Here is a 25740-nt window from a genome sequence, read left to right on the forward strand (position 1 = left end):
GATGCCAAGGTTAGGCACACCTAATGTATCCCACTTTGGTAAGGCTTGCCTACGTTAGGTGGGACACACTCCTGTATCCCTGTGCGATCGGAAGATTACGGCTTGTCCCAATCAGTGCCCTCGGGCGATCCACTCCTCCAGATGCGGGGCCTCGGCGCCGATCGTCGTGGAGTCGCCGTGACCAGTGTGCACGACCGTCTCGGGTGGCAGCGCCAGCAGGCGCTTCCTGATCGACTCGATGATCGTGTCGAAGGAGGAGTGGGAGCGGCCGGTCGCGCCCGGCCCGCCCTTGAACAGCGTGTCGCCACTGAACAACGCGCCGAGTTCCCCCGCGTGCACACAGACCGCGCCGGGCGCGTGGCCGGGGGTGTGCAGGATCTCCAGCGCGCAGCCGCCGACCTCGATGCGCTCGCCGTCGGTCAGCGGCTCGTACGGCACCGCGTCGGAGTACTCCATCTCCCACAACACCTGGTCGGCGGGATGCAGCCGAATCGGCGCCCCGGTCAGCTCGGCCAGCGGCCGGGCGGCGTTGATGTGGTCGTTGTGCGCGTGCGTGCAGATGATGGCCTTGACCGTGCGCCCGCCGACCCGCTCGGCGATCGCGGCGGCGTCGTGGGCGGCGTCGACGATCACCACCTCGCGCGCGTCACCGACGAGCCAGACGTTGTTGTCGACCTCCCACGTGCCGCCGTCCAGCGAGAACGTGCCTGAGGTGATGATCCGGTCGATCATTTAGAACGTCACCACCGAACGCAGCACCTCGCCCCGGTGCATCTTCGCGAACGCCTCTTCGACCTGGCCGACCCCGATCGTCTCCGACACGAACTTGTCGAGCGGCAGCCGGTTCTGCAGGAACAGGTCGATGAGCATCGGGAAGTCACGGCTGGGCAGGCAGTCGCCGTACCAGGACGACTTCAGCGACCCGCCACGGCCGAAGACGTCCAGCAGCGGCAGCTCCAGCTTCATCTCCGGCGTCGGCACGCCGACCAGGACCACGGTCCCGGCCAGGTCGCGGGCGTAGAACGCCTGGATGTAGGTCTCCGGCCGGCCCACCGCCTCGATGACCACGTCCGCGCCGAAACCGCCGGTCAGGTCGCGAACAGCCTCGACCGGGTCGTTCTCGCGCGAGTTGACCGTGTGTGTGGCGCCGAAACCACGCGCCCACTCCAGTTTGCGGTCGTCCACGTCCACCGCGATGATCGTGGCGGCGCCGGCCAGCGAGGCGCCGAGGATCGCCGCGTCGCCGACCCCGCCGCAGCCGATCACGGCCACGCTGTCGCCCCGCGTCACCCCTCCGGTGTTGATCGCCGCGCCGATCCCGGCCATCACCCCGCACCCGAGCAGCCCCGCGACCTGCGCCGGGGCCTCGGCCGCGACCTTGGTGCACTGCCCGGCCGCGACCAGCGTCTTCTCCAGGAACGCGCCGATGCCCAGGGCAGGGGACAGCTCGGTGCCGTCCTTGAGCGTCATCTTCTGCGCCGCGTTGTGCGTGCTGAAGCAGTACCAAGGGCGGCCACGCAGGCAGGCCCGGCACTGGCCGCACACGGCGCGCCAGTTGAGGATCACGAAGTCGCCCGGCTCCACCTCGGTGACCCCGGGGCCGACCGCCTCGACGACGCCCGCGGCCTCGTGACCGAGCAGGAACGGGAAGTCGTCGCTGATCCCGCCCTCCCGATAGTGCAGGTCGGTGTGGCAGACCCCGCAGGCCTGCACGTTCACGACGGCCTCACCCGGCCCCGGGTCCGGCACGAGGACCGTCTCGAGGGAAACTTCCTGGCCTTTACCTCGGGCGATGACGCCCTGCACTTCGTACGGCATGGCAGCCATCTTGTGTCAGGAGGATGATCTCCGCAAGACATAGGGCTGCACCACGCCGAGGCCTCTAGCCGGGCGGCGTCGCATCTTGTGGACCTCGAAGCCGTCCAGCCCGCCGGCCAGCTCCTGGTCCACTAGAACGGTGCCCGGGCGGGCGATCGCGGTGAGCCTGGCGGCCAGGTTGACGGTGGTGCCGAAGACGTCGCCCATCACCGGCAGCACCGGCCCGTAGGCCATGCCGATGCGCAGCTCCTCCGCCTCGACCAGGTCGAGCGCGATCGCCGCCGCCTGCGCCGGGGTCGGCGCCGTGAACAGCACCTCGTCGCCCAGCGTCTTGACCAGCCTGGCGCCGTGCGTGGCCACCACGTCGGAGGCCCGCGACTCGAACCCTTCCACCAGCTCCGCCAGCTCCCGCTCGTCCAGCTCGCGGGCGCGCCGGGTGAACGACACCAGGTCCGCGAACCCCACCGCCATCGACACGCGGGTCGGCACCAGCTCGTCGTGGCCGTCGGCGAGCGCCAGCAGCCGGGTGCCGGCCGCGGCGAGCTGGGCCCGCCAGACGTGGATCAGCACGTGCTCGAAGTCAGGCAGCAGCTGCTGCGCCGTGTCCAGCACGTCGGCCAGGTCGCCCTCGTCGGGATCTCGCGGCAGCATCGAGCCCGTCATGATCTCCGCCTGCCACTGGGCAAGCCTGGCCGTGGTCTGGCCGAGCGCGCGGGCCATGCGGACGACCGTCTCCTCCTCGAGCAGGCCGCTGTCGAGCATGCTACGCACCCGGCGCAGCGCGTCGACGTCGGCGTCGGTGAACGCCGCGTCGTCATCGGCGCGCTGGGCGAAGCCGAGCGCCCGCCAGATCCGCCCCGCCAGCTCCGGCGACACGCCGGCCAGGGCCGCGACCTGCGCGCGTGTGTAGCGGCGAGGCAGGCCGAGGAGCCGGAGCTCGATCTCCTCGGCGGTCGGCCGCCCCCGCGAGCCCGAGCTCAACGGCCGTCGACTTCGCCGTCCGAGGCGTCCTCGACGAGCCTGAAGATGTCAGTGCGGACGTCCTGGATCTTCGGGATGTCCCGGAGCACGATCTCGCCCCGCTCGCCGGCGGACTCGACGGTCAGCGTGCCGCAGCCGAGCAGGCGCTCGGCGAACGTCTGGTCGGAGCTGACCGTGTTGACCTTGGCGATCGGGATCTCGTCGGTGGACTTGTTGAGCACGCCCGTGCTGATCGTGAAGCGGTGCGTGGTGAGCACGTAGCCGGTGTTCTTCCACTGTAGGTAGGGCACGAACGACCAGATCGTCAGCAGGACGAGCGCGATGACGACGACGGCGATCCTGGCGTAGAGAGCGAACTCCCACTCAGGTATGAACCACAGCGCCGCGCTTGAGGCCGCGACGATGAGAACGAGCGCGAGGAACGGGCCGATGAGCCGCTTCCAGTGCGGGTTGAAGGATCGGACGCGCCGCTCACCCTGCGTCAGATGATGGTCGGGAAGGGTCATGGCGCACATCGTGCCACCATCGCCGCCCGGCGGCTACGCGGACGGCGCAAACCGGCTCATCCCGCGATCCGTACGTGCACGACGTCGCCCGCGCTCAGCGTGTGACGTTCGCCCTCGCTCGCCACCTGCAGGTGGCCGGAGGTGTCGACGCCGGTCGCCTGCCCGATCAGCACCTGCCCGCCGGGCAGCTCCACTCGCACCAGGCGGCCGATCGTGGCGCTGGCCGCCAGGTAGGCCGAGTGCAGCCCGGAGGCCTCGGCGTCGCCGCCGGCCGCCGTCCACTCCCTGTAGTGGGTCTCGACCTCCCTGAGTACGGCTCTGAGCAGCGGATCCCGGTCCACGCACGCCGCCTGCTCGATGGCCAGCGACGTGGCCGTCTCGACGGGCAGCTCCTCGGGCTTGAGCGACACGTTGAGCCCCATGCCGATGACGATGGCGTCGCCGGCCCGCTCGGCCAGCACCCCGGCCAGCTTGCGTTCGCCGATCAGCAGGTCGTTGGGCCACTTCAGGCGGACGTCCACCTCGGCCAGCCGGCGCACGGCCGAGGCGGCGGCGACGCCGTACAGGAGGGACAGCCAGCCCTGCGTGGCCACCGGGACCCGCGGTCGGAGCAAGATCGAGAACGTCAGCCCGGAGCGGGGCGGCGCCGACCAGGTGCGGGCCAGCCTGCCGCGACCGGCGAGCTGCTCCTCCGCCACCAGCACCGCACCCTCGGCGGCTCCCTCCTGTGCGGCCTTGGCCAGGTCGGAGTTGGTGGAGCCGGTGCTCTCCACGACGGTGACGCCCGTCCACAGGCTGCCGGGGCGCACCAGGGCGCGGTTGAGCGCCGCCGCGGAAAGGGGCGGCCGCTCGAGGTCGGAGTAGCGCATTCTCATATCTTCGCAGGAGGGAGGATGGAGACATGAGCAGCAAGCGTCTGGATCGGCGTAACTGGGCGTCCTGGCGGCCGTTCGGCATCGGGTTGCGCAAGCCGAACAATTACCTGGAGCTGTGGAAGGCGTTCAGGTCCGTCAAGGGCAACAGGCGCTACGCGTGGCGGATACTCAACGAGGGCACCTGTGACGGGTGCGCGCTGGGCACGCAGGGCATGCGTGACTGGACGATGGACGAGATCCATCTGTGCAACATCAGGTTGCGGCTGCTGCCGCTCAACACGATGCCGGCCATGGACGTCTCCGTGCTGCGCGAGGTCTCCGGGCTCACCGGCAAGAAGAGCGCCGAGCTGCGGGAGCTCGGCCGGCTGCCCTATCCGATGCTGCGGCGAGCCGGGGAGGCCGGATTCACCCGCATCTCGTGGGACGAGGCGTTGCGGGTGGCGGCGGAAGGGCTGCGGGGAGCACGGTTCGGGACATACCTGACAAGTCGCGGCATGCCCAACGAAAACTACTACGCGGCACAGAAGGCGGTGCGTGCGCTCGGCACCAACAACGTGGACAACGCCGCCCGCATCTGCCACTCACCGTCCACCGTCGCACTCAAGCAGACCATCGGCGCGGCCGCCACGACCTGCTCCTACAGTGACTGGATCGGCTCGGACCTCATCGTCTTCATCGGCTCGAACCCGTCGAACAACCAGCCGGTGGCGATGAAATACCTCTACCACGCCAAGAAGGAGGGCACCCGCATCGCGATGGTCAACGCCTACCGCGAGCCCGGCATGGACAAATACTGGGTGCCCTCGAACGCCGAGTCCGCGGTGTTCGGCACGAAGATCACCGATGAGTTCTTCGGCGTGAACGTGGGCGGCGACATCGGCTTCCTCAACGGCGTGCTCAAGCACCTCATCGAGAACGACTGGGTGGACAAGGCGTTCGTGGACCAGCGGACGAGCGGCTTCGAGGACGTGCGGCGGGCCGTCGCCGGCCAGTCGTGGGAGGAGCTGGAGGCGCTGTCCGGCGCCTCGCGCGACGACATGCTCCGCCTGGCCAGGATGCTGGGCGAGGCCCGGTCGGCGGTGCTCGTGTGGTCCATGGGGATCACCCAGCACGCCTACGGCGAGGACAACGTGCGGGCGATCGTCAATCTGGCGCTCGCCCGGGGCTTCGTCGGGCGGGACAAGTGCGGGCTGATGCCGATCCGCGGGCACAGCGGTGTGCAGGGCGGGGCCGAGATGGGCGCGTACGCGACCGGGCTGCCGGGCGGGCTGCCGATCACACCAGAAAATGCCGCGAAATTTACGGACATGTGGGGATTCGAAGTGCCGGACACGCCCGGCCTGACCGCCACCGACATGATCGACGCCGCCCACCGCGGGGACCTGGACGCGCTCGTCTCCTCGGGCGGCAACTTCCTGGAGGTGCTCCCCGACCCGGCCTACTGCCGCGAGGCCCTGTCGCGGCTGCGGCTGCGGGTGCACATCGACATCGTGTTGTCGTCGCAGATGCTCGTGCCGGGCGAGGGCGACGTGCTGCTGCTGCCCGCCCAGACCCGCTACGAGATGGTCGGCGGCGTGACCGAGACCTCCACCGAGCGGCGGATCATCTTCTCGCCGGAGGTGGAGGGGCCGCGGATCGGCGAGGCGTGGCCGGAGTGGAAGATCTTCACGGAGCTGGCCGCCCAAACGCGCCCTGAAATTTCGGCAAAAATCCACTTCACCGGCACACCGCAGATCCGCGCCGAGATCGAGAAGGCCGTCCCCTTCTACGAGGGCATCGCCGGCCTGTCGAAGTTCGGAGACAACGTCCAGTACGGCGGCCGCCACCTGTTCGCCGACGGCCGTTTCCAGACCCCGGACGGGCTCGGCAGGTTCTCCGCCGTCGAGCCGCCCGCGCTGGAACGCCCCGATGGGACCTTCATGGTGGCCACGAGGCGCGGCAAGCAGTTCAACAGCATGGTCCACGAGCGACGCGACGCCTTCAACAACGCGGTGCGCGAGGCCGTGCTGATGAGCGCGTACGACGCCGACCGCCTGGGCCTGCCCGACGGCGCCAGAGTCGAGCTACGCTCGGGCGGGCGAACATACCAGGGCAGGGTCCTACGGGCCCCGCTCATGCCCGGCAACCTGCAGATTCACTGGCCGGAGGGCAATGTGCTGCTGGATGAGTCCCGCCGCTCGCCCCAGGCGCGCATCCCCGACTACAACGCCCTCGTCACCGTGCGGCCGCAATGAAGAGGCGACCCGGCCCCACCACCCGCGCCAGGATCCGGGAGCTCAACGGCTCCGTCGCCAGGGACCGCCGCGACGACCTGGCCACGGAGGAGCCGCTGGAGATCCGGCTCACCGCGCCGGACGGCGAGCGCAAGACCGTCGCCATCACCATGCGCACGCCGGGCCACGACTTCGAGCTGGCCGCCGGGTTCCTGCACGGCGAAGGGCTCGTGCGGCCCGGCGACGTCGCGGCCATCGTCTACTGCACCGACGAGGACCTCCCGCCGGAGGCCCGCTACAACACGGTCACCGTACGCCTGCGCGGCCCCATCCCCGACCTGCCCGCGCTGGACCGGCACTTCCTCACCTCCAGCGCGTGCGGCGTCTGCGGCTCGGCCAGCCTCGACGCGCTGCGCGACCGCTGTGTGCCCCTCCCGGAGGGCTCGCTGCGGCTCACGCCCGACATCCTGTACGGGCTGCCGGACACGCTCCGCAGCGCGCAGGGCGTGTTCGGCAAGACCGGCGGACTGCACGCCGCGGGGCTGTTCTCGGCCACCGGCACGCTGGTGGCGGTGCGTGAGGACGTGGGGCGGCACAACGCCGTGGACAAGCTGGTCGGCTGGGCCGCGATGGCGGAGCGGCTGCCGCTGGCCGAGCATGTGCTCATGGTCAGCGGCCGGGCCAGCTACGAGATCATGCAGAAGGCCCTCGCCGCCGGGATCCCGGCGGTGTGCGCGGTGTCGGCGCCCTCATCGCTCGCCGTGGAGCTGGCCAGGGAGTTCGGCATGACGCTGGTGGGCTTCCTGCGCGGGGAGCGCTGCAACGTGTACGCGGATCAGGAACGGATCAGGCCATAGTTATGGAATGAAGCATTCCGTTCTGGTACTCTTGGAACAGAACAAACCGTTCCGAGAGGATGCGTCATGAACCCCTTCCGTGTCGAGATTCCTCAGGCCGACCTCGACGACCTCCAGGCCCGCCTCGCCATGACCCGCTTCACCGACGAGATCCCCGGCGCCGACCAGGGCGTGACCGTCGAGCGGGTCAAGCGCCTGGTCGGCTACTGGCGCGACGGCTTCGACTGGCGGGCCCAGGAGGCGAGGCTCAACGCGTACCCGCAGTTCACCACGGAGATCGACGGGCAGAACATCCACTTCATCCACGTGCGCAGCGACAACCCCGACGCCCTGGCGCTGATCCTCACCCACGGCTGGCCCGGCTCGATCGTCGAATACCTCGACGCCATCGAGCCGCTCTCGCGCCACTTCCACCTGGTCGTCCCGTCGCTGCCCGGCTACGGCTTCTCCGGCCCCACCAAGGAGCTGGGCTGGAACAACCCGCGCATCGCCCGCGCGTGGGCCGAGCTGATGGCCCGGCTGGGCTATGAGCGCTACGGCGCGGTGGGCAACGACGCCGGCTCGATGATCTCGCCGGAGGTCGGCCGCGTCGACCCCGGCCACGTCGTGGGCGTGCACGTCACGCAGCTGTTCTCATTCCCCTCGGGCGACCCCGCCGAGTTCGCGGAGCTGAGCGAGGAGGAGAAGGCCGGGCTGGCCGTGCTGGAGTGGTTCTGGAAGGAGAAGGGCGCCTTCAACGTGCTGCACGCACAGCAGCCGCAGACCCTCGCCCACGCCATCGCCGACTCCCCCGCCGGCCTGCTCGGCTGGCTGGCCCAGCTCCTCGACGACGACCTTGACGACGACTTCGTGCTGGCCAACGCGGCGATCTACTGGTTCACCGGGACCGCCGGCTCCGCGATCCGCCTCTACTGGGAGAACGCGCGCGCCGAGCAGCCCAAGGAGCCCACGACCGTGCCGACGGCGCTGGCGATGGGCGAGGGCGACTTCAAGTCGATCCGCCGCTTCGCCGACCGGGACCACGCCAACATCGTCAGCTGGAAGACGCTGCCGGCCCCGGCCCACGGTCACTACACCGCGCACACCGCGACCGAGGCGCTCACCTCCGACGTCATCGCCTTCTTCACGGGCCTCCGCTAGCCCTGTTGTCGCGCGTCAGCCGCTCTGCTCCCCCAGCGCCCGCCCTTCCGCCAAAGGACCTTCGCCGGAGCCGCCGTCAGCCGGTGTTCTGCAGGCCCGCCGCCACCCCGTTGACCGACAGGAGCAGGAGCGTGGACAGCCGATCGCGTTCCTGCTCCGACGGCTGGCCGGTGCGCAGGGCGCGCAGGGCACGCAGCTGGAGGTGCGACAGCGCGTCCACGTACGGGTCGCGCAGCTGGACGGCGCGCGACAGCACCTTGCGGTTCTCCAGCAGCCTCGTGTGCCCGGTGACGCGCAGCACCAGGTCGCGGGTCCGGTCGTACTCCTCCAGCACCTGCCGGGTGAAGTCCTCCCTGCCGCCCAGTGCCAGGTAGCGCTTGGCGATCGAGCGGTCGGTCTTGGCCAGTGACATCTCCGCGTTGTCCAGCATCGCGTTGAACAGCGGCCACTCCGCGTACGCGGCCCGCAGCTCCTCCAGCGAGCCCACCGACGCCAGTCCGGTGCCCAGGCCGTACCAGCCGGGCAGGTTGACCCGGGTCTGCGCCCATGCGAACACCCACGGGATCGCCCGCAGGTCGTCGAGCGAGCGCGGCGCGCCCAGGCCACGGCGGGCCGGGCGGGAGCCCAGGCGCAGCGTGCCGATCTCCTCCAGCGGGCTGACCAGGCCGAACCACTCGGGGAAGCCCGGCGCCTCGGTCAACGCCCGGTACGCCTGCTCCGACGCGACCGCCACCTGCTCGGCGAGACCGCGGAAGCGCTCGGCCGCGGCCGCGGTGCGGGCGCCGATCGTGGGCGAGGAGGCCATCAGGACGGCGTTGGTGACCTGTTCCAGGTGGCGGCGGGCGATCGCGATGTGGCCGTAGCGGGCGAAGATGACCTCGCCCTGCTCGGTGACCTTGAAACGACCCGCGACCGAGCCGGGGGCCTGCGCCAGCACCGCGCGGTTGGCCGGGCCGCCGCCGCGGCCGAGCGCGCCGCCGCGGCCGTGGAACATGCGCAGCTTCACGTCGTGCTTCGCGGCCCAGGCGGTCAGCTCCTCCTGCGCCTCGTACAGGCGCAGCGTGGCGGCGGCCGGGCCGAGTTCCTTGGCGGAGTCGGAGTAGCCGAGCATGATCTCCAGGCGCCGGCCGGTGGCCGCCAGGCGCTCCTGGATCTGCGGGATCTCCAGCATGCCGCTCAGCACGCGCGGCGAGTTGGCCAGGTCCTGGCCGGACTCGAACAGCGGCACCACGTCCAGGACGGGCGCGCGGTCGCCGAGCGCGTGCCGGGCCAGCTCGTAGACGGCCGCGACGTCGTCGGCGGAACGGGTGAAGGACACCACGTAACGGGAGCAGGCGGTGACGCCGAACCGCTCCTGGATCCAGCCGATCACGCGGATCGTGGCCAGGACCTCCTCGGTGCGCTCCGACAGCTCACCGCCGGCCCGCAGCTCCTCCAGCGCCGCCGCGTGCACCTGGGAGTGCTGGCGCACCTCCAGCTCGGCCAGGTGGAAGCCGAACGTCTCCACCTGCCAGATGAGGTGCTGCAACTCCCCGTACGCCTGCCGCGGCGCGGTGGCGGCCAGCGACTCCTGCGCCAACCGCAGGTCGGCCAGCAGGTCGGCGGGCGAGCGGTAGGCCAGGTCGAGGTCGCGCCGCTGGGTGGCGGCGATACGCGCGGCCACGAACAGCAACCACTGCCGGTGCGGCTCCCGCGGCGACCGGGTGGCCAGCTCGGAGACGACCCCGGGGTGGGCGGCCACAGTCGCGGCCAGCGCCGTCTTCAGCTCGGGTGAGCAGGGGGCGAGCGTGGCGGCGGCGGTGAGCGTGCGGGCGATGCGCAAGCAGGCGGCTTCCAGCGCGGCCAGCACGTGCTCGGACTGGATCTGGATGGTCTCGCGGGTGACCCTGGCCGTGACGTTGGGGTTGCCGTCGCGGTCGCCGCCGATCCAGCTGCCGTATCTGACGAACGGCCTCGCCTGCGGCGGGCGGGTGCCGGTGCCCGGGTCGAGTGCCGCGTCCAGCGCGCGGTAGACCTGCGGCACCATGCGGAACAACGTCTCGTCGAAGGCGGCCATGGCGGTGCGCACTTCATCGAGCGGGTCGAGCTTGGTCGAGCGCAGCTGGGCCGTGCGCCACAGCAGGTCGATCTCCTCCAGCAGGCGCCGCTTGCTCTCGGCCCGTTCGGAGGCCCCGCGACCTGGGGTGTTGTATTCGGTGAGCTGGCCGCTGATCCGCTGGATGGCGGTGACGACCGCGCGCCTGCGCGCCTCGGTCGGGTGCGCGGTCAGCACCGGGTGCAGCTCCAGGCCTTCCAGCAACTCGGCGACCCGGTCGTGGCCCAGCTCGTGGACGGCCTGCGCCATCGACTCCCGCTGGACCCTGCCCTCGGCGTCCCGCTCGCGGAGCGTGCGGATCCGATAATGCTCCTCGGCCAGGTTGGCCAGGTGGAAATAACACGTGAACGCGCGGGCGACCTGGACCGCCCGCTCGATGTCCCACGCCGCGACCATGTCGGTGATCACATCGGCCGAGATCTCGCCCCTGCGTGCCGCGATGACGGCCTTGCGCAGCCGTTCGACGTCGGCCAGCAGGTCCTCGCCCCCCTGCTCGGCGAGCACCTGGCCGAGCAGCTTGCCGAGCATCCGCACGTCGTGGCGCAGCTCGTCCGGCATCTCCGTCACTGCGGCGCTGCGATGTTCGAGCCCCTGGTCAATCATGTCTCGAAGGGTATCTAGTCGCCCGAAGTGCCCGTAGACCGGTCTCACCAATTGGACTAGACCACTGCGAGGGAGTGCCGTCGCCTGGAGGAGCGGCGGGAGCGCAGCGACCAGAGCGGGGGAAGACGGCGGCGTCTGGCGACCGAGCCGCCGAACGGAGTGAGGCCATAGACACTGGTCAGGAGGCCTTCGACACGGCCCCGAGCAGCTCGGGGAGCCGGCCGAAGCCGATCTTGGCGGCCAGCCGCCTGCCGAGCACCTCGGCCAGCAGCCCGTAGAACGGCGCGAGCACGCTGACCCACAGGAGCCCGAAGATGAGGGGCACCACGAAGGGCAGCGACAGGAGCGCGATGCCGAGCATCGCGCCCATGGAGGAGGCGAACGCCTGCCCGCCCTGCCCGGGAGCGGCGCCGCTGAAGGCGTTCATCCGCTCGGGCACGGAGTAGGGCAGCACGACGCTGGTCACGGAGCCGACGCCGAGGCCGATCCCGAGCGCGCCCCAGCCGGCCAGCATCGCCGGCAGGATCGCCGCCGGGTGGCCGGCGAACAGGCCCGCGCCGACCGCGATCACGGCGAGCAGCGGCACCGCGACCAGCGCGTTGGCCAGGTGGCGCCCGGCCAGGTCCGTGGCCAGGCTGCGCTCGGAGCCGAACGTCACGGCGTTCATCCAGAGCGAGCGCCCGTCGATGCCGAACGCGTTGCCCGACTGCAGGGCGATCATCAGGGCGCCGCCCGTCGCGATCACGATCGGCAGGCCCGGCCCCGGCGGCCCATCCGACGTGTTGCTCAGCGAGACCGACAACACGAGCGTGACCACGACGGCGCTGAACCAGCCCACGCGGAACCTCGGCTCGCGCCTGATGTACTTCAGCTCCTTGGTGACCACGGCGGCCAGCGGCCCGTCCGGCAGGATCCGGTCCACCAGTCCGCTCTCCCTGCGTACGGAGGCCGCCTGGGTGGAGACGTCCGGCATGACCAGCGCACGGCTCAGTGCTTTGATCCACAGCCAGCCGAGCGCCACGACGAGCAACGCCAAGAACACGAGCTCGGCCAGCCCGGCCAGGCCGCCGTCGGCGATCGCGTGCGCGGCCATGCCCGGCGGGGTCCACCGGAGCACGGCTGCCATCTGGTGCAGCATCGCCTCCGGGTCGCCGAAGCCACGGTTCAACACCAGGTTGGGCAGCTGCGCGAGCACCACCACGAGCAGGGCGGCCACGGCCAGCACGTCACGGCCGCGCCGGGTGCGCAGCGCGCTCGACAGCGACGTGGTGATCAGCCGTGACGTCACCACGCAGAGCGCGAACTGCAGCAGCACGGCCGGCACGCCGAGCAGGACGCCGCCGATGTTGACAGGCAGCGCGATCAGCGCGCCGATCGTGACGATCAGCATCGCGGCCGGCCAGACGCCCGTTACGGACGCGGTGAACATGCCGACCGCCAGCGTGCGCGTCCGCAGCGGGAACAACGACAACTTGGCCGGGTCGAGCGTGTCGTCCAGGCCGAACGCCATCAGCGGCACGATCATCCAGCCGAACAGGAAGAACGCGAACGCCACGATCACGAGCGAGGTCCTGATGTCGCCGGGCGCCAGCCGGAGCAGGCTCATCAGGAGGAAGCCGAACGCGGCCAGACCGGTGGCCATGATCAGGGTGAAGATGAACCCGAGCTTGCGCTGGAGGTCGCCGCGCAGGTTGCCGGCCAGCAGCCGGAGCTTCAGCCGCGCGAACAGCGACACCGTGTTCATGGGGCTGTTCATGGGGCTTCCTTGGTCTTGGCGCCCAGCCAGCTCAGTCCTGCCTCGCGGCCCGGCGCCGAGCCGCCGACCAGGTCAAGGAACGCCTGGTTGAGGCTGCGGCCGCCGCGCACCTGCTCCAGTGACCCCTGCGCCACGATGTGTCCCGCATTCATCACCGACACCCAGTCGCACAGCCGCTCGACCAGGTCCATCACGTGACTGGAGAAGATGACGGTCGAGCCGGACGCGGTGAAGCGCTGGAGCACCTCGGTGAGCGTGTTGGCGCTGACCGGATCGACGCCCTCGAACGGCTCGTCCAGGAACAACACCGACGGGTTGTGCAATAACGCGGCCGCCAGGCCGATCTTCTTGCGCATGCCGGTGGAGTAGTCCACGACCAGCTTGTCGGCGGCGCCGGCCAGGTCCATCAGGTGCAGCAGCTCGCCGGCCCGCTGCTCCACCTCACCTTTGGGGATGCCGCGCAACCGCCCCGCGTAGAGGAGCAGCTCGCGGCCCGACAGGCGCTCGAACAGCCGCAATCCCTCCGGCAGCACCCCGATGCGGGCCTTGACCTCGACGGGATCGCGCCACACGTGGAGCCCGTCCACCTCGGCCGACCCGCCGTCCGGCCGGAGCAACCCGGTGATCATGCTGAGCGTGGTCGTCTTGCCCGCGCCGTTGGGTCCGACCAGGCCCGCGAAGCTGCCGGCGGGGACGACGAGATCGACTCCTGCCACCGCGACCTGCTGTCCGTATCGCTTGAACAGGCCCTGGGTGCGAACGGCATCCGTCATGGAACCAATCTATGAGGAGAGACTAGCCTTGCGCGTATGAGCGCAGCTGCGGAATCCATGCCGGACAAGCCGGATATCCATACGACTGCCGGAAAGATCGCCGACCTCGAGCGCCGCCTCGATGAGGCCGTGCATGCCGGGTCCGCGGCGGCGGTGGAGAAGCAGCACGCCAAGGGCAAGATGACGGCCAGGGAGCGGGTGCTCACGCTGCTGGACGAGGGCTCGTTCGTGGAGTTCGACGAGTTCGCCAGGCACCGGTCCACCATGTTCGGGCTGGACAAGCGACGGCCGTACGGCGACGGGGTGATCACTGGGCACGGCACCGTCGACGGGCGGCAGGTGTGCGTGTTCTCGCAGGACGTGACCGTGTTCGGCGGCTCGCTCGGCGAAGTGTACGGCGAGAAGATCGTCAAGGTCCTGGACATGGCGCTCAAGACCGGCTGCCCGATCATCGGGATCAACGAGGGCGGCGGCGCGCGGATCCAGGAGGGCGTGGTCGCGCTCGGTCTCTACGCGGAGATCTTCAAGCGCAATGTGCACGCCTCCGGCGTGATCCCGCAGATCTCGCTCATCATGGGCGCGGCGGCCGGCGGGCACGTCTACTCCCCCGCGCTGACCGACTTCGTCGTGATGGTGGACCAGACGTCGCAGATGTTCATCACGGGCCCGGACGTGATCAAGACGGTGACGGGCGAGGAGGTCACGTTCGAGGAGCTCGGCGGGGCCCGCACACACAACACGAAGTCGGGCGTGGCGCACTACCAGGCCGCCGACGAGGAGGACGCGCTCGACTACGTCAAGGCGCTGCTGTCGTACCTGCCGTCGAACAACCTCGACGAGGCTCCGGTCTTCGAGGCCGCCGCGGATCTGGAGCCGGATCCCGAGCTGGACGAGGTGATCCCGGACTCGCCGAACCAGCCGTACGACATGCACCAGGTGATCGAGCACGTGCTCGACGACGGAGAGTTCCTGGAAGTGCACGCGTTGTTCGCGCCGAACGTCGTCGTGGGGTACGGCCGGGTGGACGGCCAGCCGGTCGGGGTGGTCGCGAACCAGCCCATGCATTTCGCCGGATGTCTGGATATCAACGCATCCGAGAAGGCCGCGAGATTTATTCGAACATGTGATGCTTTTAATATTCCAATCCTGACTTTCGTTGATGTACCGGGTTTCCTGCCCGGCACGGATCAGGAATGGAACGGAATCATCCGCCGCGGCGCCAAGCTCCTCTACGCCTACGCCGAGGCCACCGTGCCGCTGATCACGGTGATCACCAGGAAGGCGTACGGCGGCGCGTACGACGTCATGGGGTCCAAGCACCTCGGCGCGGACATCAACCTGGCCTGGCCCACCGCGCAGATCGCGGTCATGGGCGCACAGGGCGCGGTCAACATTCTTTACCGGCGCGAGCTGGCCGCCGCCGAGGATTCGGACACCGAGCGGGCCAGGCTCGTCACCGAGTACGAGGACACGCTGGCCAACCCGTACATCGCGGCGGAGCGCGGCTACGTGGACGCGGTGATCCGGCCGTCCGAGACCCGGCCCCAGGTCGTCAGGGCGCTGCGGGCGCTGCGGAACAAGCGAGCCACCCTCCCGCCGAAGAAGCATGGGAACATCCCGCTATGACGCCACATCTGCGTATTGTCCGGGGCGACGCCACGCCCGAGGAGATCGCCGCGTTGGTGACCGCGCTCGCCACACGACACGCCCAACCGTCAACGCCTCCCCAACCCCGTCGGCAAACATGGCGAAACCCCGCCAGAGGCATGCGTAAGCCTGTCCTTCCCGGGAAGTCGGCATGGCGGATGAGCGCTCTACCTTAGATAGATCCTGGGAAACGGGTGTCAAGCTCGCCGGGAGTTGGGACTATCTAGAGAAAGTAGGCGTATATAGTCGGCCGATCAACTAACACCGCGGCCTGGAGGACGACATGGCCATCCCAGACCTCATGCCGCATCCTGTGGCAGCCAAGTACGCCGTCCTAGTGGATGTCGGTTATCTGTACGCGGCGGCAGGTGAAGTGCTGCTCGGCGCCAAGGAGCGCAAGGAATATCGGGTGGCCGCTGATGAGCTCATCCAGAGTCTACAGAAACATGCAGAGGCACGTATTTCTGGCGAACTTCTGCGGATCTATTGGTATGACGCCGCCCGTGACCGCGTGCCCACCGTCGACCAGCGGGTCATCGCCCAGCTCCCTTGGGTCAAGGTGCGACTTGGCAACCTGAACGCCCGTGGCCAGCAGAAAGGCGTGGACGCGCAGATCAGGAGCGATCTGGAGGCCCTGGCGAGGCATCATGCGGTCACCGACACGATCCTGCTGGCGGGTGACGAGGACATGGTCCCGGCGGTGGAGGCCGCTCAGGCGTACGGCGTGCGTATCCACCTGTGGGGCGTCGAGCCGCCGTACGGCACCAACCAGGCCGAGCGCCTGGTGTGGGAGTCCGACACCGTAGAAGTGATCTCTGCTGATTTCCTGAGGCCGTTTTTCAGCCGTGCTCCCCAGCCCGTCCCCGTCACCCCGCCCGCCGCTCCCTCGCCCGCGCAGGTCTTCGCCGGACGCGCGCCCGCCAAGCCGCACGCCAAGCCGGGGCAGGTGGCCAAGCTCGGGCCGAGCCGGCCGCGCGTGGAGGACGTGGGCGAGCACGTGGCGCAGAAGTGGATCCTCACCCGTGGCCGCGACAACATCCGCGACCTGCTGCCGGGGCCGATCCTGCCGACCGTGATCGACACGGAGCTGCTGATCGAGGCGGAGAAGGAGCTCGGCCACTCGCTGCGGCCGTTCCCCGAGGCCCGGGTGTGGCTGCGTGACGGTTTCTGGGCCCGCGTTTACCGCGAGTTCGACCTGGGGGTGGGGGTCTCGTCCAAGTAGGCGGCGGCCCGCCGGCGAGCAGACTCGGGGAGATGTCCGATTCCTGCGGGTCGTGGGCTGTGACCTGCCGACCTGGCATTTCACGGTCGCGTCCGATTTCCGCCAGTCAGCCGCCTGAGAAGCGCATACCGTCGAAGACATGTCACCACTTGAGCTCGACTTCGACTCCTGCTACCGGGCCGTCTCGGCCAGGGACGCCCGGTTCGACGGGCGCTTCTACACGGCGGTGACGACGACGCGCATCTACTGCCGCCCGATCTGCCCCGCCCGTACGCCGGCCTCCCGCAACGTGCGTTTCTACCGGCACGCGGCGTCGGCCGAGGCCGCCGGGTTCCGCCCGTGCAAGCGTTGCCGTCCCGAGCTCTCCCCCGGGGATCCCGGCTGGGACGTCCGCGGCGACCTCGTCGGCCGGGCTTTGCGCCTGATCGACGACGGCGGGGCCGACGAGCAGGGCGTCGTGGGGCTGGCCAGGCGGCTGCACATCACCGAGCGGCACCTGCACCGGCTGTTCGTGGCCGAGCTGGGTGTCGGGCCGCTGGCGGTGGCGCGGACGAAGCGGCTGCTGCTGGCCAAACAGCTCCTGACCGAGACGGGGCTGCCGGTGACGGAGGTGGCGTTCGCGGCAGGGTTCGGGAGCGTGCGGCAGTTCAACGCGACGATGCGGGAGACGTACGGCTTCACGCCCAGCGAGCTGCGGGCCACGGCCGGACCGCGGGTCTCCGACGCGACGCTCAGGCTGCGGCTGCACCGGCGGGAGCCGTACGACGTGGAGGGGGTCTTCGCGTTCCTGGCCTCCCGGGCGATTCCCGGGCTGGAGGTGGCGGACCGGACGTCGTACTCGCGGGCTGTGCCGGGCGGGACGATCACGCTCACCCCGCGGCCGGACCACATCGCCCTGGACGTGGCGGTGGAGGACACGCGGCAGCTCGCCCGCGTCGTGGCCCGCTGCCGCCGCCTCCTCGACCTGGACGCCGACCCGGACGCCATTGCCGAGATCCTCGGCCAGACCTCGCTCGGCCCCCTCGTGTCGGCCCGGCCGGGATTGCGCGTGCCGGGGACGTTCGATGGGTTCGAGCTGGCGGTGCGGGCGGTCGTGGGCCAGCAGATCTCGGTGGCGGGCGCCCGTACCCTGCTCGGCCGCATCGTCGCCAGAGCCGCCGCACCCGGCGGCCTCTTCCCCACGCCGGCCCACCTCCTGGAGACCGACCTCACCGGCCTGGGCCTGACCAACCGCCGGATCGAGACCCTCAAGGACCTGGCCGCGCGCCTGGCCGAGGGCCAGATCGACCTGGACGGCGGCCAGGACCCCGCGGAAGCCGTGACGGGACTGCTCGAAGTCCCCGGCATCGGCCCGTGGACGGCCAGCTACATCGCGTTGCGGGCCCTTCGCGACCCCGACGCCTGGCCCGCGGGCGACCTCGTGCTCAAGAAGCGCATGGCCGCCCTGGGCATCACTGACGACCACATCGAGCGGTGGCGGCCCTGGCGGGCCTACGCCGCGCTGCACCTCTGGAGCTCATCATGATCGCTGCACAGCTCATCCCGACCCCCATGGGGCCTCTGTCCCTGCTGTCCCGCGAGGGAATCCTGGTCGCGGCCGGCTTCACCGCCGACCCGAAGGAGATGTACGCCCGCCTCACGCCCGCACTCCAGGCGGAGGGCCTGGAGGTGGTGGACGACCTGGGGGCGGCGTCGGAGGCCGTCCGCGCGTACCTGTCGGGCGACCTGGCCGCCCTGGACGCCATCCCGGTCTCCCAGCCCGGCTCACCGACCCGCAAGCGGCTCCACGCGGCGTTGCGTGAGGTCAAGGCGGGGACCACCGTCTCGTACGCGGAGCTGGCCGAACGGGCCGGACTACCGAAGACGGCTGCCCGGGCAGCCGGGTCGGCCTGCGCCCAGAACCTGATCGCACCGTTCGTCCCCTGCCACCGGGTGCTGCCCAGCTCTGGGGGATATGGCGGCTATTACTACGGCGTACCGGTCAAAGAGTGGCTGCTTGCCCACGAATCCGGAGGAATCACTAACCTATAGTAATGCCTTGACTGCATTCGGTAATGCGTTCGGCATGCCAACGCGGAGGATGGGCAGCGATGAGAACACATGAGAACGAGAGCGAGTCAGCCCAAGACGCCATAGCGCGCATAGCTACGGCCGTCTATTGGGCCAGACAGGTCGCCGACGCAGCAGTAGGCCATATGGATGCCGACGGGACGAACAAGGAAATACCCCAGGCCGTCCCGTTGATCGTAACGGTTCGCTGTAGTCACATGCCAGACGAAGCGTAGGCGCGGATCGACGCGTGGACTGACAAGACGACGGCCATAGGTCGGCTCGAGAAGGCAGCTCTTGCCAAGGAATTCGAGGAGTCGTTCGTCTGAACAAAGCAGGCGGGGCTGGCGCAACACCCAGTGTGCCGGCCCTGTCTGCTCACATCGAGGGCGCCAAGCGCTGAGGCTGAATGCCGTCACCCCAGCCACCCCCACCACGCTCAGCAGGGCAGCGGTCCACCTGGGAGCCGCAAAGCCGAAGTCGGCGTCGATCGTGAGATCTGCTCCAAAGGAGCCGATCTCACGAAACGGGTAGCAGCCCGTTGATGGCAACCGGATCCCCCGCGTAAATAATGCGGGGGCTTTCAGCCGAGATGGCTGGAGGCACGTGTGTTGCCAGCACCAGCCAACAATCATCGCAAGGAGGTGACCGACGTTGGCTACGTTCCGCGTACGACAGAAGACCGACCGCGCTGTGCTTCACCAGCAGCGCGCTCTCGAATTCGGGTCAGCAGACAACCCCGGGATCAGGGACGAAACGGGGCTCGAAGGCTATAGCGCACCGGGCGCGGGACATGTGCGAGGTGAGACCCCCGGCAGTTCACCTGCCGCCGGGGGCGTTACCCCGGACCATACTCCGGTTCGGGAGAAGGGACGTGAGTCCCCACCCTATGTATTCGTGCTGGACAGGCACGGACATCCGCTCCAGCCCTGCACCCCGGCCAGGGCACGCAAGCTGCTCACAAGGGGACGCGCTGTCGTGCATCGGCGCACGCCATTCGTCATCCGTCTCAAGGACCGCACCATCGACACCTCAGAAGTTGATGGGGCGGAACTAGGCATCGACCCCGGCTCCCAGCACACCGGGATCTCGATATTCACCGCCCAGGGTGGCGAGCGCCGCGCCCGGTTCGCGCTCCGGCTCGACCACCGCGGCGCCGCGATCCGGAAAAGGATGGGGCAGCGGGCCAACTACCGGCGCGGCCGCCGCACCCGGAACCTGCGCTACCGAAAGCCGCGCTTCGCCAACCGCACGCGACCTTCAGGCTGGCTCCCGCCTTCCCTCCTTCATCGCGTGGCCACTACCGTCTCCTGGGTCGACCGGCTCGCTCGCTGGGCGCCGGTGCGGGCGGTGCTACCTGCTGGCCAAGTGGGGGCGACGGTGCGCCTACTGCGGCACCAGCGGGGTGCCGCTGAACATCGACCACATCCAGCCCCGCAGCCGGGGCGGCACCGACCGGGTCTCGAACCTCACCCTGGCCTGCGTGCCGTGCAACCAGGTCAAGGGCAACCGGCCAATCACACAGTTCCTCACCGGTAAGCCAAAACTGCTCGCCACGATTCGAGCACAGGCCATGACGCCGCTTCGGGACACCGCTGCCGTGCAGTCCACCCGCTGGGCCCTATGGCGCAAGCTTGACGCCCTCCTACCCACCCACGTGGCCTCCGGGGGCCGCACAAAGTGGAACCGTACGCGTAATCACCTACCCAAGACCCACACCCTCGACGCCCTGGCCGTCGGAAAGCTCGACACCATCACCGAAACCGTCTCCCCAGTGATGGTCGCCGGATGCACCGGCCGCGGCACCCACGCCCGCACCCGCTCCGACAAGCACGGCTTCCCCCGCCTTCGCATGCCCCGCCAGAAACAGCACTTCGGCTACCAGACTGGGGACCTCGTCCGAGCCGTCGTGCCCACCGGTAAGAAGCAAGGTACCTACACCGGCCGCCTCGCCGTCCGCTCCCGCGGCTATTTCAACATCACCACCGCACACGGCACCGTCCAAGGACTCAATCACCGTCACATCCGCCTGTTGCAACGGGCGGACGGATACGCCTACACCTTTCAGAAGGAGTCATGCGGACCGTACGCCTTCTCCCCCTTGCCTAGATAGCTTGAGCGATGCCCATAGCCGACGACGCTGTCGAAGCGCGCGCCCAGAGCTGACGCGCCCTCGCGGCCCTGCACGCAAAATCGACGACAAGCTGGAAAAAGCACTCCAGAAGGAGCACGACCTGAGCGTGAGCGAATACACGGTGCTGGACATACTGGGCCCGCCAGGACGGCTGGCACATGCGCATGCAGCAGCTGGCTCGCGCGGTCGTGCTCAGCCAGAGCGCCACCACCCGGCTGGTCACGAGGCTGGAGAAGCGCGGGCTGCTCAGGCGCTACCTGTGCGAGGACGACAGGCGCGGCATCTACTCCGAGGTCACGCAGGACGGGCGGGACCTACTCGCGCAGGCCCGCCCGACGCACGACGCCGTGCTCAAGGAGGTGCTGGCCGAGGCGGCGGAGCAGCCGGAGCTCGCCCCGCTCGCCGCGGTCCTCAGCTGACGCGATCTCGGATCCCAGACGGCGGCTGGGTGCCCGGCGGCACGAAGACGAACGGGTCTATGGTGCCGAAGCAAGCTGGCCCTTCAGGGTCGGAGGCGTTGTAGGCGGGGCCGCAGGCATTCCTGCGTCTTGAGCATCTCGCTCGCGTTCATGCCGGGCTTGCCGGAGCGCGTGGAGGCCACACGCGTCTGGTCGTACGGACCAGGGCCGACCGTGAGTTGAGATTCATATCCTGCCGGTATCGATCGTTTCCCAGCTGAGCGCGCCCCTGCGACGCCATGGTCCTCAGTTGGGTGGCTTGACGTTGCTCTGGATCTCGCCGACCGGCACGTCCCGGGTCACACCGAGCTCCACCGGCGCGAACTGGAACGGGACGACGTTGCCCTGCACCTCCACTGGCCATACAGCCGTGACGGTCAGCGGGTACGTCTCGCGCGGCTGGTCGATCGACGAACGCAGGTAACGCACGCCGCAGGCGAATTCACCGCCTCTGACGTACGGCTTCCCGGCCGTGCCGCAACCGCTCTCAGTCACCTCCGCGCGTTCCTTAGTGGTGCCGGGATCGATCTTGATGTCCTGGAGCGTGGCCACCAGTGTCACGCTCATGACGCCAGGGATCTCAGCGGTGACGGAACGGCTGGTCTCGCCTATTCCTTCCAGCCAGACGTGGGTGGGCAGGTTCACGAAGCTCCTGGCATCGGGATTGAGTTTGACGGTCTGCTCGGGCACGGTCATCGAGGCCCTGGCGATCTCGGCCAGCTGCTCGAGTGTGATCCCCGAGGGCGGCGTGACCCCAGGCGGCACGAACAGGAACTGCTGGAGCGTCGCCCAGCAGGCCGCGCCTGCGGGATCACCCCTGTTGTAGGCGGGCGTCCACCACGTCCCTTCCTGACCCCGTCTGTCCACGAACGGCTGCTCAAATTCCCGGCGGCTCTCCTCGTTGATCCGGTGTCGGTTGGCCGAGTCCCGGCCCTTGGTGAAGAAGTCGGCGGCGTCGTCGGCGTTCAGGAAAGGCTCGTACCAGCACGGCCGCTTCATCCGGAAGCCGTCACCCTTGCCGCCCTTGGTACCGCTGCCGTAGACCTTGACGCGTTTTGACTCGATTTCGGCGAATAGGTTTTTCCCAGATTTCCCGGTCTGGGAGCCACGGGCCGACGTGTCACCTTCCCGCCCCGGATCCTGGGCGCTCAAAGAGGGCAGGAGCAGCAGTCCCGCCGTCACGAACGAGATCAACGCTTTCATCGGGTGCATCCTTCTCTGGGAGTGAGGTAGGACCTGATGCGCCACACCCCGTCGTCACCGCGGTGCGCGGCCACGCTCTCGGCGTAGGGGCGGGTCCAATCAGGATGGGGGGAGATGACCTCCCCGGTGCGCGAGGAGATCAGGCGCACTTTCGACTCGTCCACGCATGCGTCGACCTGCGCCCCGCTGCCCATGCGCGCGCTGACCCGCAAGTTGTAGATACGGCCTGTTCCGCGCATCGAGTGTCCCTGGTCGATGAGCTCTTGCACCCACCTGCTCGCCTGGAACACGGCATCGAGCTCGAGGTTTCGCTTGTAGACGCGCTTTCCCTCGACAACGGCCTCGCGGGTGCCGACGTACTGGTCGACCATGACCTTCAGCAGCGGGTCGGGGTTCGCGGGCCATTCCACCCGCACCCGCATGCCTTCGGCGATGTCGATGGTCTGAGTGCCGGAGGGCAGCGGCTGTTCCTGCGCGGGGCTGCTCTCCGTGGGTTCCGCCTGCACCGGATCACTCCCGGCGGGCGTGGGTGCCTCCAGCGGCGCGTACGGGCGTTCTTGCTGGCCGCATCCCGCCATGACCAGCAGGCACAGCACCATCGCCATCGCCGTTCGTCTCATGCCGACGACTCCTTCACGACGTGGATGCGCCACGTGGGCAGCAGTTCCTCGATCAACGCCTCGGTCTCCGGGGCCATCCCGCCGCCGTACGGGTGCGAGGCGGCCCTTCTGGTCAGGCCCTCGACGACGGCGCGCAGGCGGACGACGTCCTCGGTCGCGTGCGTGGCCCGCAGCAGGTCGCGCCACAGACCCTCGTCGTCGGCCGCCAGCAGCAGCGCCGCGCGTACGGCGGCCACCGCGGCGTCCGGCTGGTCCTGCGCGAGCCTGATCTCGCAGAGCTGGTGTGCCGCGTCGGCGACCTCGGCGGCCACGTCGTACTCCAGGTCCTCGGCCGCCAGCCACGCATACCTGCCGGGCGGCCTGCCGGTCAGCAGCGGGCCCCTGACCAGGCCGAGCGCCTTCTCCAGCAGCACGGCCTTGGCCGACGGGTCGCCGTGCGAGCGGCGGACGAGCTCGCGGAACAACGCCCAGTCCGTACGGACCTCGGGCCCCAGCCGCAGCCGGCCGACCTCGTCGGTGAGCAGGTGCCGGGGGCCCAGCCAGTCGGCGACCCTGGCGATCGTGGCGTCCCTGACCATGTCCTGCACGCCGCGCGGCCACAACACCCCGCCGAGCACCACGGGATGCACGCCGCCCGGGTGCGTGGCCAGGTAGATCAGCAGCTCCGTGGCCAGCGCCAGCCGGCCTTCCTCCAGCGGGCTGAGGCCGAGCACCTCGATGGGGCCGAGCATCCTGATCTCGACGGCCGGCGGGTGCAGCCCCGGCAGCGGCTCCGCCTCGGGGATGGCCTCGCCGTCGAGCCGCCCGGCGGTGCGGAACAGGTCGACGAGCGCACGGTAGTGGCGGCGGGGCAGGAGCTGGGCATCCACCTCGAACCCCAGTTCGGCGATCTTGGCCTTGCCGTCGTCGGTGATCTCCAGCGTCCATGTGGCGTGCGGGACGTCGCCCGCGACCACATATCCGGCGGTGTCCCTGCGGGCCAGCAGCGCCAGCCGGCGCGCCTCCTCATGCGTGGGCGCGACCGCGGACAGCAAGTAATGGGCATCGCGCGGGCTGCCGCCGATGCGGCCGGTCAGCACCTCTCTGCGCGGCGCCGCGGCGGCCTCGAGCTCAGGGAGCACCTCGGCCAGACCGCCGACGGCCCTGATGCGGTCGGGTGCGATCGCGGTCAGCTCCTCGCCGAAGCCGACGAGCGTGACGCGCATGCCGTCGGACCAGCGGTTGGTGGCCAGCTCGACGGCGAGGGCGGCCAGCGCGGCCGTGGTCTGCGCGCCGCGTACGTTGATCAGGCCCTGTGCGGCTTCCAGGTCGATGAGCACGCGCCCGTGCACGTTCGTGCCGATCGAGACCAGTCCGGGGTACGGCGCCCCGCCCGGCTGGTGGGGCTCGTGGTGGCCGGCTCGTGCCCCCCATGGGCTCGTCCGGTCCGGCAGCAGCCGGCCCTCGTGTGCCGGCAGCCGCCACACCTGGCCGCCGTCCTCGGCCGTCCAGGGCGCGGGCGGGTCGGGGTCCGGCGGATGCACCCACAGGTCGAGCGTGCGCGGCGACAGGTGGGCCGCGTACACGATGGGCGGGGTGCGGTTCTGCCTCGCCAACTCCGCGCCGAGCACCCGCAGGCCGACGTCCAGGATGCGGGCGCCCGGCGCGTCTCCGCCCAGCCGGAGCGCGACCTCGGCCTCGGCGGCGTCGCCGCGTGGCCGGGCGAGCCTGCGGCCGAACATCCGGCCCCAGAGCTGCTCGCGGCGCCGCCTGGCCAGCACGAGCAGCAGCCCGGCCGCGGCCAGTGAGGCGCCGGCCAGGTATTCGACCAGCTCGTTGCCCTGGCTCTCGCGGACGGCCGGCTGCTGCTGCTCGGGCTCCTGACGCCGCTGGTCCTGCTGCTCCGGCAGGCGGTGCTTGGCCTCGCCCTTCTTCTCCTTCTTGACCTCGCCGTGGGCCCTGCCGTCGTCGGGCACCTGCGCCCGGCCCGGGTGCTCGCGCAGCGTCTCCTCGCGCGGCTGGTCGGCGGGGACGATGTGGGCGTTCCTCGCGTCATCCGGCATGTCGAGCACCCAGCCGGGCCTGATCAGGTCGGCCATCTTCAGCCGGGTGCCGTCCGGCTGGACCTTCGCCTGGTTGAGCCGGTAGATCTCGTGGTAGCGGCGGCCGTCGCCGAGGCACTTCTCGGCGATCTCCCACAGGCTTTCGTGGTGGCGGCCGTGCGGCGGCTGGACGACGTACACCTTCTTGGTCTTGTTCGTCTCCAACGTCTTCTCGACGATCGGCGCGGAGTACGCCACCGCCGTCACGGGCGGGGCGGCGGGCGTGGGCGTCAGCTTGGCGATGGGCGCGAGCATGGCCCCGGTCGTGAACAGCAGCAGCACGGCGCCGACGAGCTTGTTGGCCAAGACCTGAGTGCCGCCGGAGAACGGTACGCGGGCGGGCATGCCCACCCGGCGGACCCCGGCGTACACCTCGACGAGCACACAGGCGAACAGCTGGAACCAGGCCAGCCACACCAGCAGCACCAGCACCGCCACGATCGTGCTGGGGCCGACGCGGCTGGTGAGCGTCTCGAGGTCGAGCAGCTCAGGTCTGAGCGGCGGCCCGACGAACGTGAGCAGCGCGTAAGGCACCCCGCCCACGAGCGCGACCAGCACCACCAGCGCCGCGAGCCCGGCGAGCACGTCGCCGGCCCTGCGCCTGGCGGGCATGCGCGCGGACGTGTGGCGCCCCATGGGACGCGCGGGCTCTCGCGTCGGCATCGCCTCTCCGTCTCCTTTACCTCGGGGGCGCCGTGCCCCTGGGGTC

The 25740-nt window shown here is 69.8% G+C and carries 21 protein-coding genes and 1 pseudogene; 11 read left to right on the forward strand and 11 right to left on the reverse strand.

Annotated features, from left to right (window positions below; all coding sequences use genetic code 11):
* Positions 1-111: 111 nt before the first annotated feature.
* From OHA25_RS58995 to OHA25_RS59015, 5 genes are read right to left on the reverse strand one after another with little or no spacing between them, the layout of a single operon-like run.
* A complete protein-coding gene (locus OHA25_RS58995) occupies positions 112-732 on the reverse strand; it encodes an MBL fold metallo-hydrolase (protein WP_327585464.1) in 621 nt (206 codons plus the stop codon).
* Entirely contained in the window at positions 733-1818 is a 1086-nt protein-coding gene (locus tag OHA25_RS59000; RefSeq protein ID WP_327585465.1) for an S-(hydroxymethyl)mycothiol dehydrogenase, read from the reverse strand. It abuts the gene before it with no gap.
* A 15-nt stretch (positions 1819-1833) separates the two neighbouring features.
* A complete protein-coding gene (locus OHA25_RS59005; protein ID WP_327585466.1) occupies positions 1834-2799 on the reverse strand; it encodes an adenylate/guanylate cyclase domain-containing protein in 966 nt (321 codons plus the stop codon).
* Positions 2796-3305 (reverse strand): PH domain-containing protein, encoded by a 510-nt coding sequence (locus OHA25_RS59010; protein WP_327585467.1) that lies wholly within the window; start codon positions 3303-3305, stop codon positions 2796-2798. Before OHA25_RS59010 ends, OHA25_RS59005 begins: the two co-directional genes overlap by 4 nt.
* Positions 3306-3361: 56 nt before the next feature.
* Entirely contained in the window at positions 3362-4174 is an 813-nt protein-coding gene (locus tag OHA25_RS59015) for a biotin--[acetyl-CoA-carboxylase] ligase (protein ID WP_327585468.1), read from the reverse strand.
* A 32-nt stretch (positions 4175-4206) separates the two neighbouring features.
* Between OHA25_RS59015 and OHA25_RS59020 the strand changes: the two genes are divergently transcribed.
* The 3 genes from OHA25_RS59020 to OHA25_RS59030 all read left to right on the forward strand — a co-directional run bounded on the left by OHA25_RS59020 (position 4207) and on the right by OHA25_RS59030 (position 8390).
* Positions 4207-6414, forward strand: a complete 2208-nt coding sequence (locus OHA25_RS59020; protein WP_327585469.1) for an FdhF/YdeP family oxidoreductase — start codon at positions 4207-4209, stop codon at positions 6412-6414.
* A complete protein-coding gene (fdhD, locus tag OHA25_RS59025) occupies positions 6411-7250 on the forward strand; it encodes a formate dehydrogenase accessory sulfurtransferase FdhD (RefSeq protein WP_327585470.1) in 840 nt (279 codons plus the stop codon). The genes OHA25_RS59020 and fdhD overlap by 4 nt, the downstream gene beginning before the upstream one ends.
* Before the next feature lie 66 nt (positions 7251-7316).
* The gene (locus OHA25_RS59030; protein WP_327585471.1) at positions 7317-8390 is read left to right on the forward strand and encodes an epoxide hydrolase family protein; all 1074 of its coding nucleotides are present in this window, start codon (positions 7317-7319) and stop codon (positions 8388-8390) included.
* 76 nt (positions 8391-8466) lie between these two features.
* On the opposite strand, the gene OHA25_RS59035 is transcribed toward OHA25_RS59030, so the two are convergent.
* The 3 genes from OHA25_RS59035 to OHA25_RS59045 form a co-directional block, all read right to left on the reverse strand.
* On the reverse strand, positions 8467-11088 hold the full coding sequence (locus OHA25_RS59035; RefSeq protein WP_327585472.1) for a phosphoenolpyruvate carboxylase: 2622 nt from the start codon (positions 11086-11088) through the stop codon (positions 8467-8469).
* Positions 11089-11266: 178 nt separating this feature from the next.
* Complete coding sequence (locus OHA25_RS59040; RefSeq protein ID WP_327585473.1) at positions 11267-12844, reverse strand: hypothetical protein; 1578 nt, start codon at positions 12842-12844, stop codon at positions 11267-11269.
* Positions 12841-13617: an ABC transporter ATP-binding protein gene (locus OHA25_RS59045; protein WP_327585474.1), complete on the reverse strand. Its 777-nt coding sequence runs from the start codon at positions 13615-13617 to the stop codon at positions 12841-12843. Before OHA25_RS59045 ends, OHA25_RS59040 begins: the two co-directional genes overlap by 4 nt.
* 36 nt (positions 13618-13653) lie before the next feature.
* Here OHA25_RS59045 and OHA25_RS59050 point away from each other — a divergent pair, with 36 nt between their 5' ends.
* The 8 genes and pseudogenes from OHA25_RS59050 to OHA25_RS59085 all read left to right on the forward strand — a co-directional run bounded on the left by OHA25_RS59050 (position 13654) and on the right by OHA25_RS59085 (position 21088).
* The gene (locus OHA25_RS59050) at positions 13654-15243 is read left to right on the forward strand and encodes an acyl-CoA carboxylase subunit beta (RefSeq protein ID WP_327585475.1); all 1590 of its coding nucleotides are present in this window, start codon (positions 13654-13656) and stop codon (positions 15241-15243) included.
* Complete coding sequence (locus OHA25_RS59055) at positions 15240-15440, forward strand: acyl-CoA carboxylase subunit epsilon (RefSeq protein ID WP_327585476.1); 201 nt, start codon at positions 15240-15242, stop codon at positions 15438-15440. The genes OHA25_RS59050 and OHA25_RS59055 overlap by 4 nt, the downstream gene beginning before the upstream one ends.
* A gap of 107 nt (positions 15441-15547) precedes the next feature.
* Positions 15548-16486: an NYN domain-containing protein gene (locus tag OHA25_RS59060; RefSeq protein WP_305920277.1), complete on the forward strand. Its 939-nt coding sequence runs from the start codon at positions 15548-15550 to the stop codon at positions 16484-16486.
* A 139-nt stretch (positions 16487-16625) separates the two neighbouring features.
* Positions 16626-18011 (forward strand): DNA-3-methyladenine glycosylase 2 family protein, encoded by a 1386-nt coding sequence (locus OHA25_RS59065; RefSeq protein ID WP_327585477.1) that lies wholly within the window; start codon positions 16626-16628, stop codon positions 18009-18011.
* On the forward strand, positions 18008-18517 hold the full coding sequence (locus tag OHA25_RS59070; protein WP_327585478.1) for a methylated-DNA--[protein]-cysteine S-methyltransferase: 510 nt from the start codon (positions 18008-18010) through the stop codon (positions 18515-18517). The genes OHA25_RS59065 and OHA25_RS59070 overlap by 4 nt, the downstream gene beginning before the upstream one ends.
* A gap of 915 nt (positions 18518-19432) precedes the next feature.
* Positions 19433-19828, forward strand: a pseudogene (locus tag OHA25_RS59075) (RRXRR domain-containing protein); the annotation flags it as partial.
* A 112-nt stretch (positions 19829-19940) separates the two neighbouring features.
* A complete protein-coding gene (locus OHA25_RS59080) occupies positions 19941-20648 on the forward strand; it encodes an HNH endonuclease (RefSeq protein WP_327585479.1) in 708 nt (235 codons plus the stop codon).
* A gap of 179 nt (positions 20649-20827) precedes the next feature.
* Complete coding sequence (locus OHA25_RS59085; protein ID WP_442942027.1) at positions 20828-21088, forward strand: MarR family transcriptional regulator; 261 nt, start codon at positions 20828-20830, stop codon at positions 21086-21088.
* A 285-nt stretch (positions 21089-21373) separates the two neighbouring features.
* On the opposite strand, the gene OHA25_RS59090 is transcribed toward OHA25_RS59085, so the two are convergent.
* From OHA25_RS59090 to OHA25_RS59100, 3 genes are read right to left on the reverse strand one after another with little or no spacing between them, the layout of a single operon-like run.
* Positions 21374-22330, reverse strand: coding sequence for a hypothetical protein (locus OHA25_RS59090; RefSeq protein ID WP_327585480.1), 957 nt, complete (start codon positions 22328-22330; stop codon positions 21374-21376).
* Entirely contained in the window at positions 22327-22950 is a 624-nt protein-coding gene (locus tag OHA25_RS59095; RefSeq protein WP_327585481.1) for a hypothetical protein, read from the reverse strand. Before OHA25_RS59095 ends, OHA25_RS59090 begins: the two co-directional genes overlap by 4 nt.
* Positions 22947-25694: a BTAD domain-containing putative transcriptional regulator gene (locus tag OHA25_RS59100; RefSeq protein WP_327585482.1), complete on the reverse strand. Its 2748-nt coding sequence runs from the start codon at positions 25692-25694 to the stop codon at positions 22947-22949. The genes OHA25_RS59095 and OHA25_RS59100 overlap by 4 nt, the downstream gene beginning before the upstream one ends.
* Positions 25695-25740: the final 46 nt, after the last annotated feature.

It is taken from the genome of Nonomuraea sp. NBC_00507 (assembly GCF_036013525.1).
Lineage (GTDB): Bacteria > Actinomycetota > Actinomycetes > Streptosporangiales > Streptosporangiaceae > Nonomuraea.

Coding starts and splice junctions, on each gene's coding strand:
- OHA25_RS58995 (WP_327585464.1), bottom strand. CDS start 732: ATGATCGACCGGATCATCACCTCAGGCACGTTCTCGCTGGACGGCGGC.
- OHA25_RS59000 (WP_327585465.1), bottom strand. CDS start 1,818: ATGCCGTACGAAGTGCAGGGCGTCATCGCCCGAGGTAAAGGCCAGGAA.
- OHA25_RS59010 (WP_327585467.1), bottom strand. CDS start 3,305: ATGACCCTTCCCGACCATCATCTGACGCAGGGTGAGCGGCGCGTCCGA.
- OHA25_RS59015 (WP_327585468.1), bottom strand. CDS start 4,174: ATGCGCTACTCCGACCTCGAGCGGCCGCCCCTTTCCGCGGCGGCGCTC.
- OHA25_RS59020 (WP_327585469.1), top strand. CDS start 4,207: ATGAGCAGCAAGCGTCTGGATCGGCGTAACTGGGCGTCCTGGCGGCCG.
- fdhD (WP_327585470.1), top strand. CDS start 6,411: ATGAAGAGGCGACCCGGCCCCACCACCCGCGCCAGGATCCGGGAGCTC.
- OHA25_RS59030 (WP_327585471.1), top strand. CDS start 7,317: ATGAACCCCTTCCGTGTCGAGATTCCTCAGGCCGACCTCGACGACCTC.
- OHA25_RS59035 (WP_327585472.1), bottom strand. CDS start 11,088: ATGATTGACCAGGGGCTCGAACATCGCAGCGCCGCAGTGACGGAGATG.
- OHA25_RS59040 (WP_327585473.1), bottom strand. CDS start 12,844: ATGAACAGCCCCATGAACACGGTGTCGCTGTTCGCGCGGCTGAAGCTC.
- OHA25_RS59045 (WP_327585474.1), bottom strand. CDS start 13,617: ATGACGGATGCCGTTCGCACCCAGGGCCTGTTCAAGCGATACGGACAG.
- OHA25_RS59050 (WP_327585475.1), top strand. CDS start 13,654: ATGAGCGCAGCTGCGGAATCCATGCCGGACAAGCCGGATATCCATACG.
- OHA25_RS59055 (WP_327585476.1), top strand. CDS start 15,240: ATGACGCCACATCTGCGTATTGTCCGGGGCGACGCCACGCCCGAGGAG.
- OHA25_RS59060 (WP_305920277.1), top strand. CDS start 15,548: ATGGCCATCCCAGACCTCATGCCGCATCCTGTGGCAGCCAAGTACGCC.
- OHA25_RS59065 (WP_327585477.1), top strand. CDS start 16,626: ATGTCACCACTTGAGCTCGACTTCGACTCCTGCTACCGGGCCGTCTCG.
- OHA25_RS59070 (WP_327585478.1), top strand. CDS start 18,008: ATGATCGCTGCACAGCTCATCCCGACCCCCATGGGGCCTCTGTCCCTG.
- OHA25_RS59085 (WP_442942027.1), top strand. CDS start 20,828: ATGCGCATGCAGCAGCTGGCTCGCGCGGTCGTGCTCAGCCAGAGCGCC.
- OHA25_RS59090 (WP_327585480.1), bottom strand. CDS start 22,330: ATGAAAGCGTTGATCTCGTTCGTGACGGCGGGACTGCTGCTCCTGCCC.
- OHA25_RS59095 (WP_327585481.1), bottom strand. CDS start 22,950: ATGAGACGAACGGCGATGGCGATGGTGCTGTGCCTGCTGGTCATGGCG.
- OHA25_RS59100 (WP_327585482.1), bottom strand. CDS start 25,694: ATGCCGACGCGAGAGCCCGCGCGTCCCATGGGGCGCCACACGTCCGCG.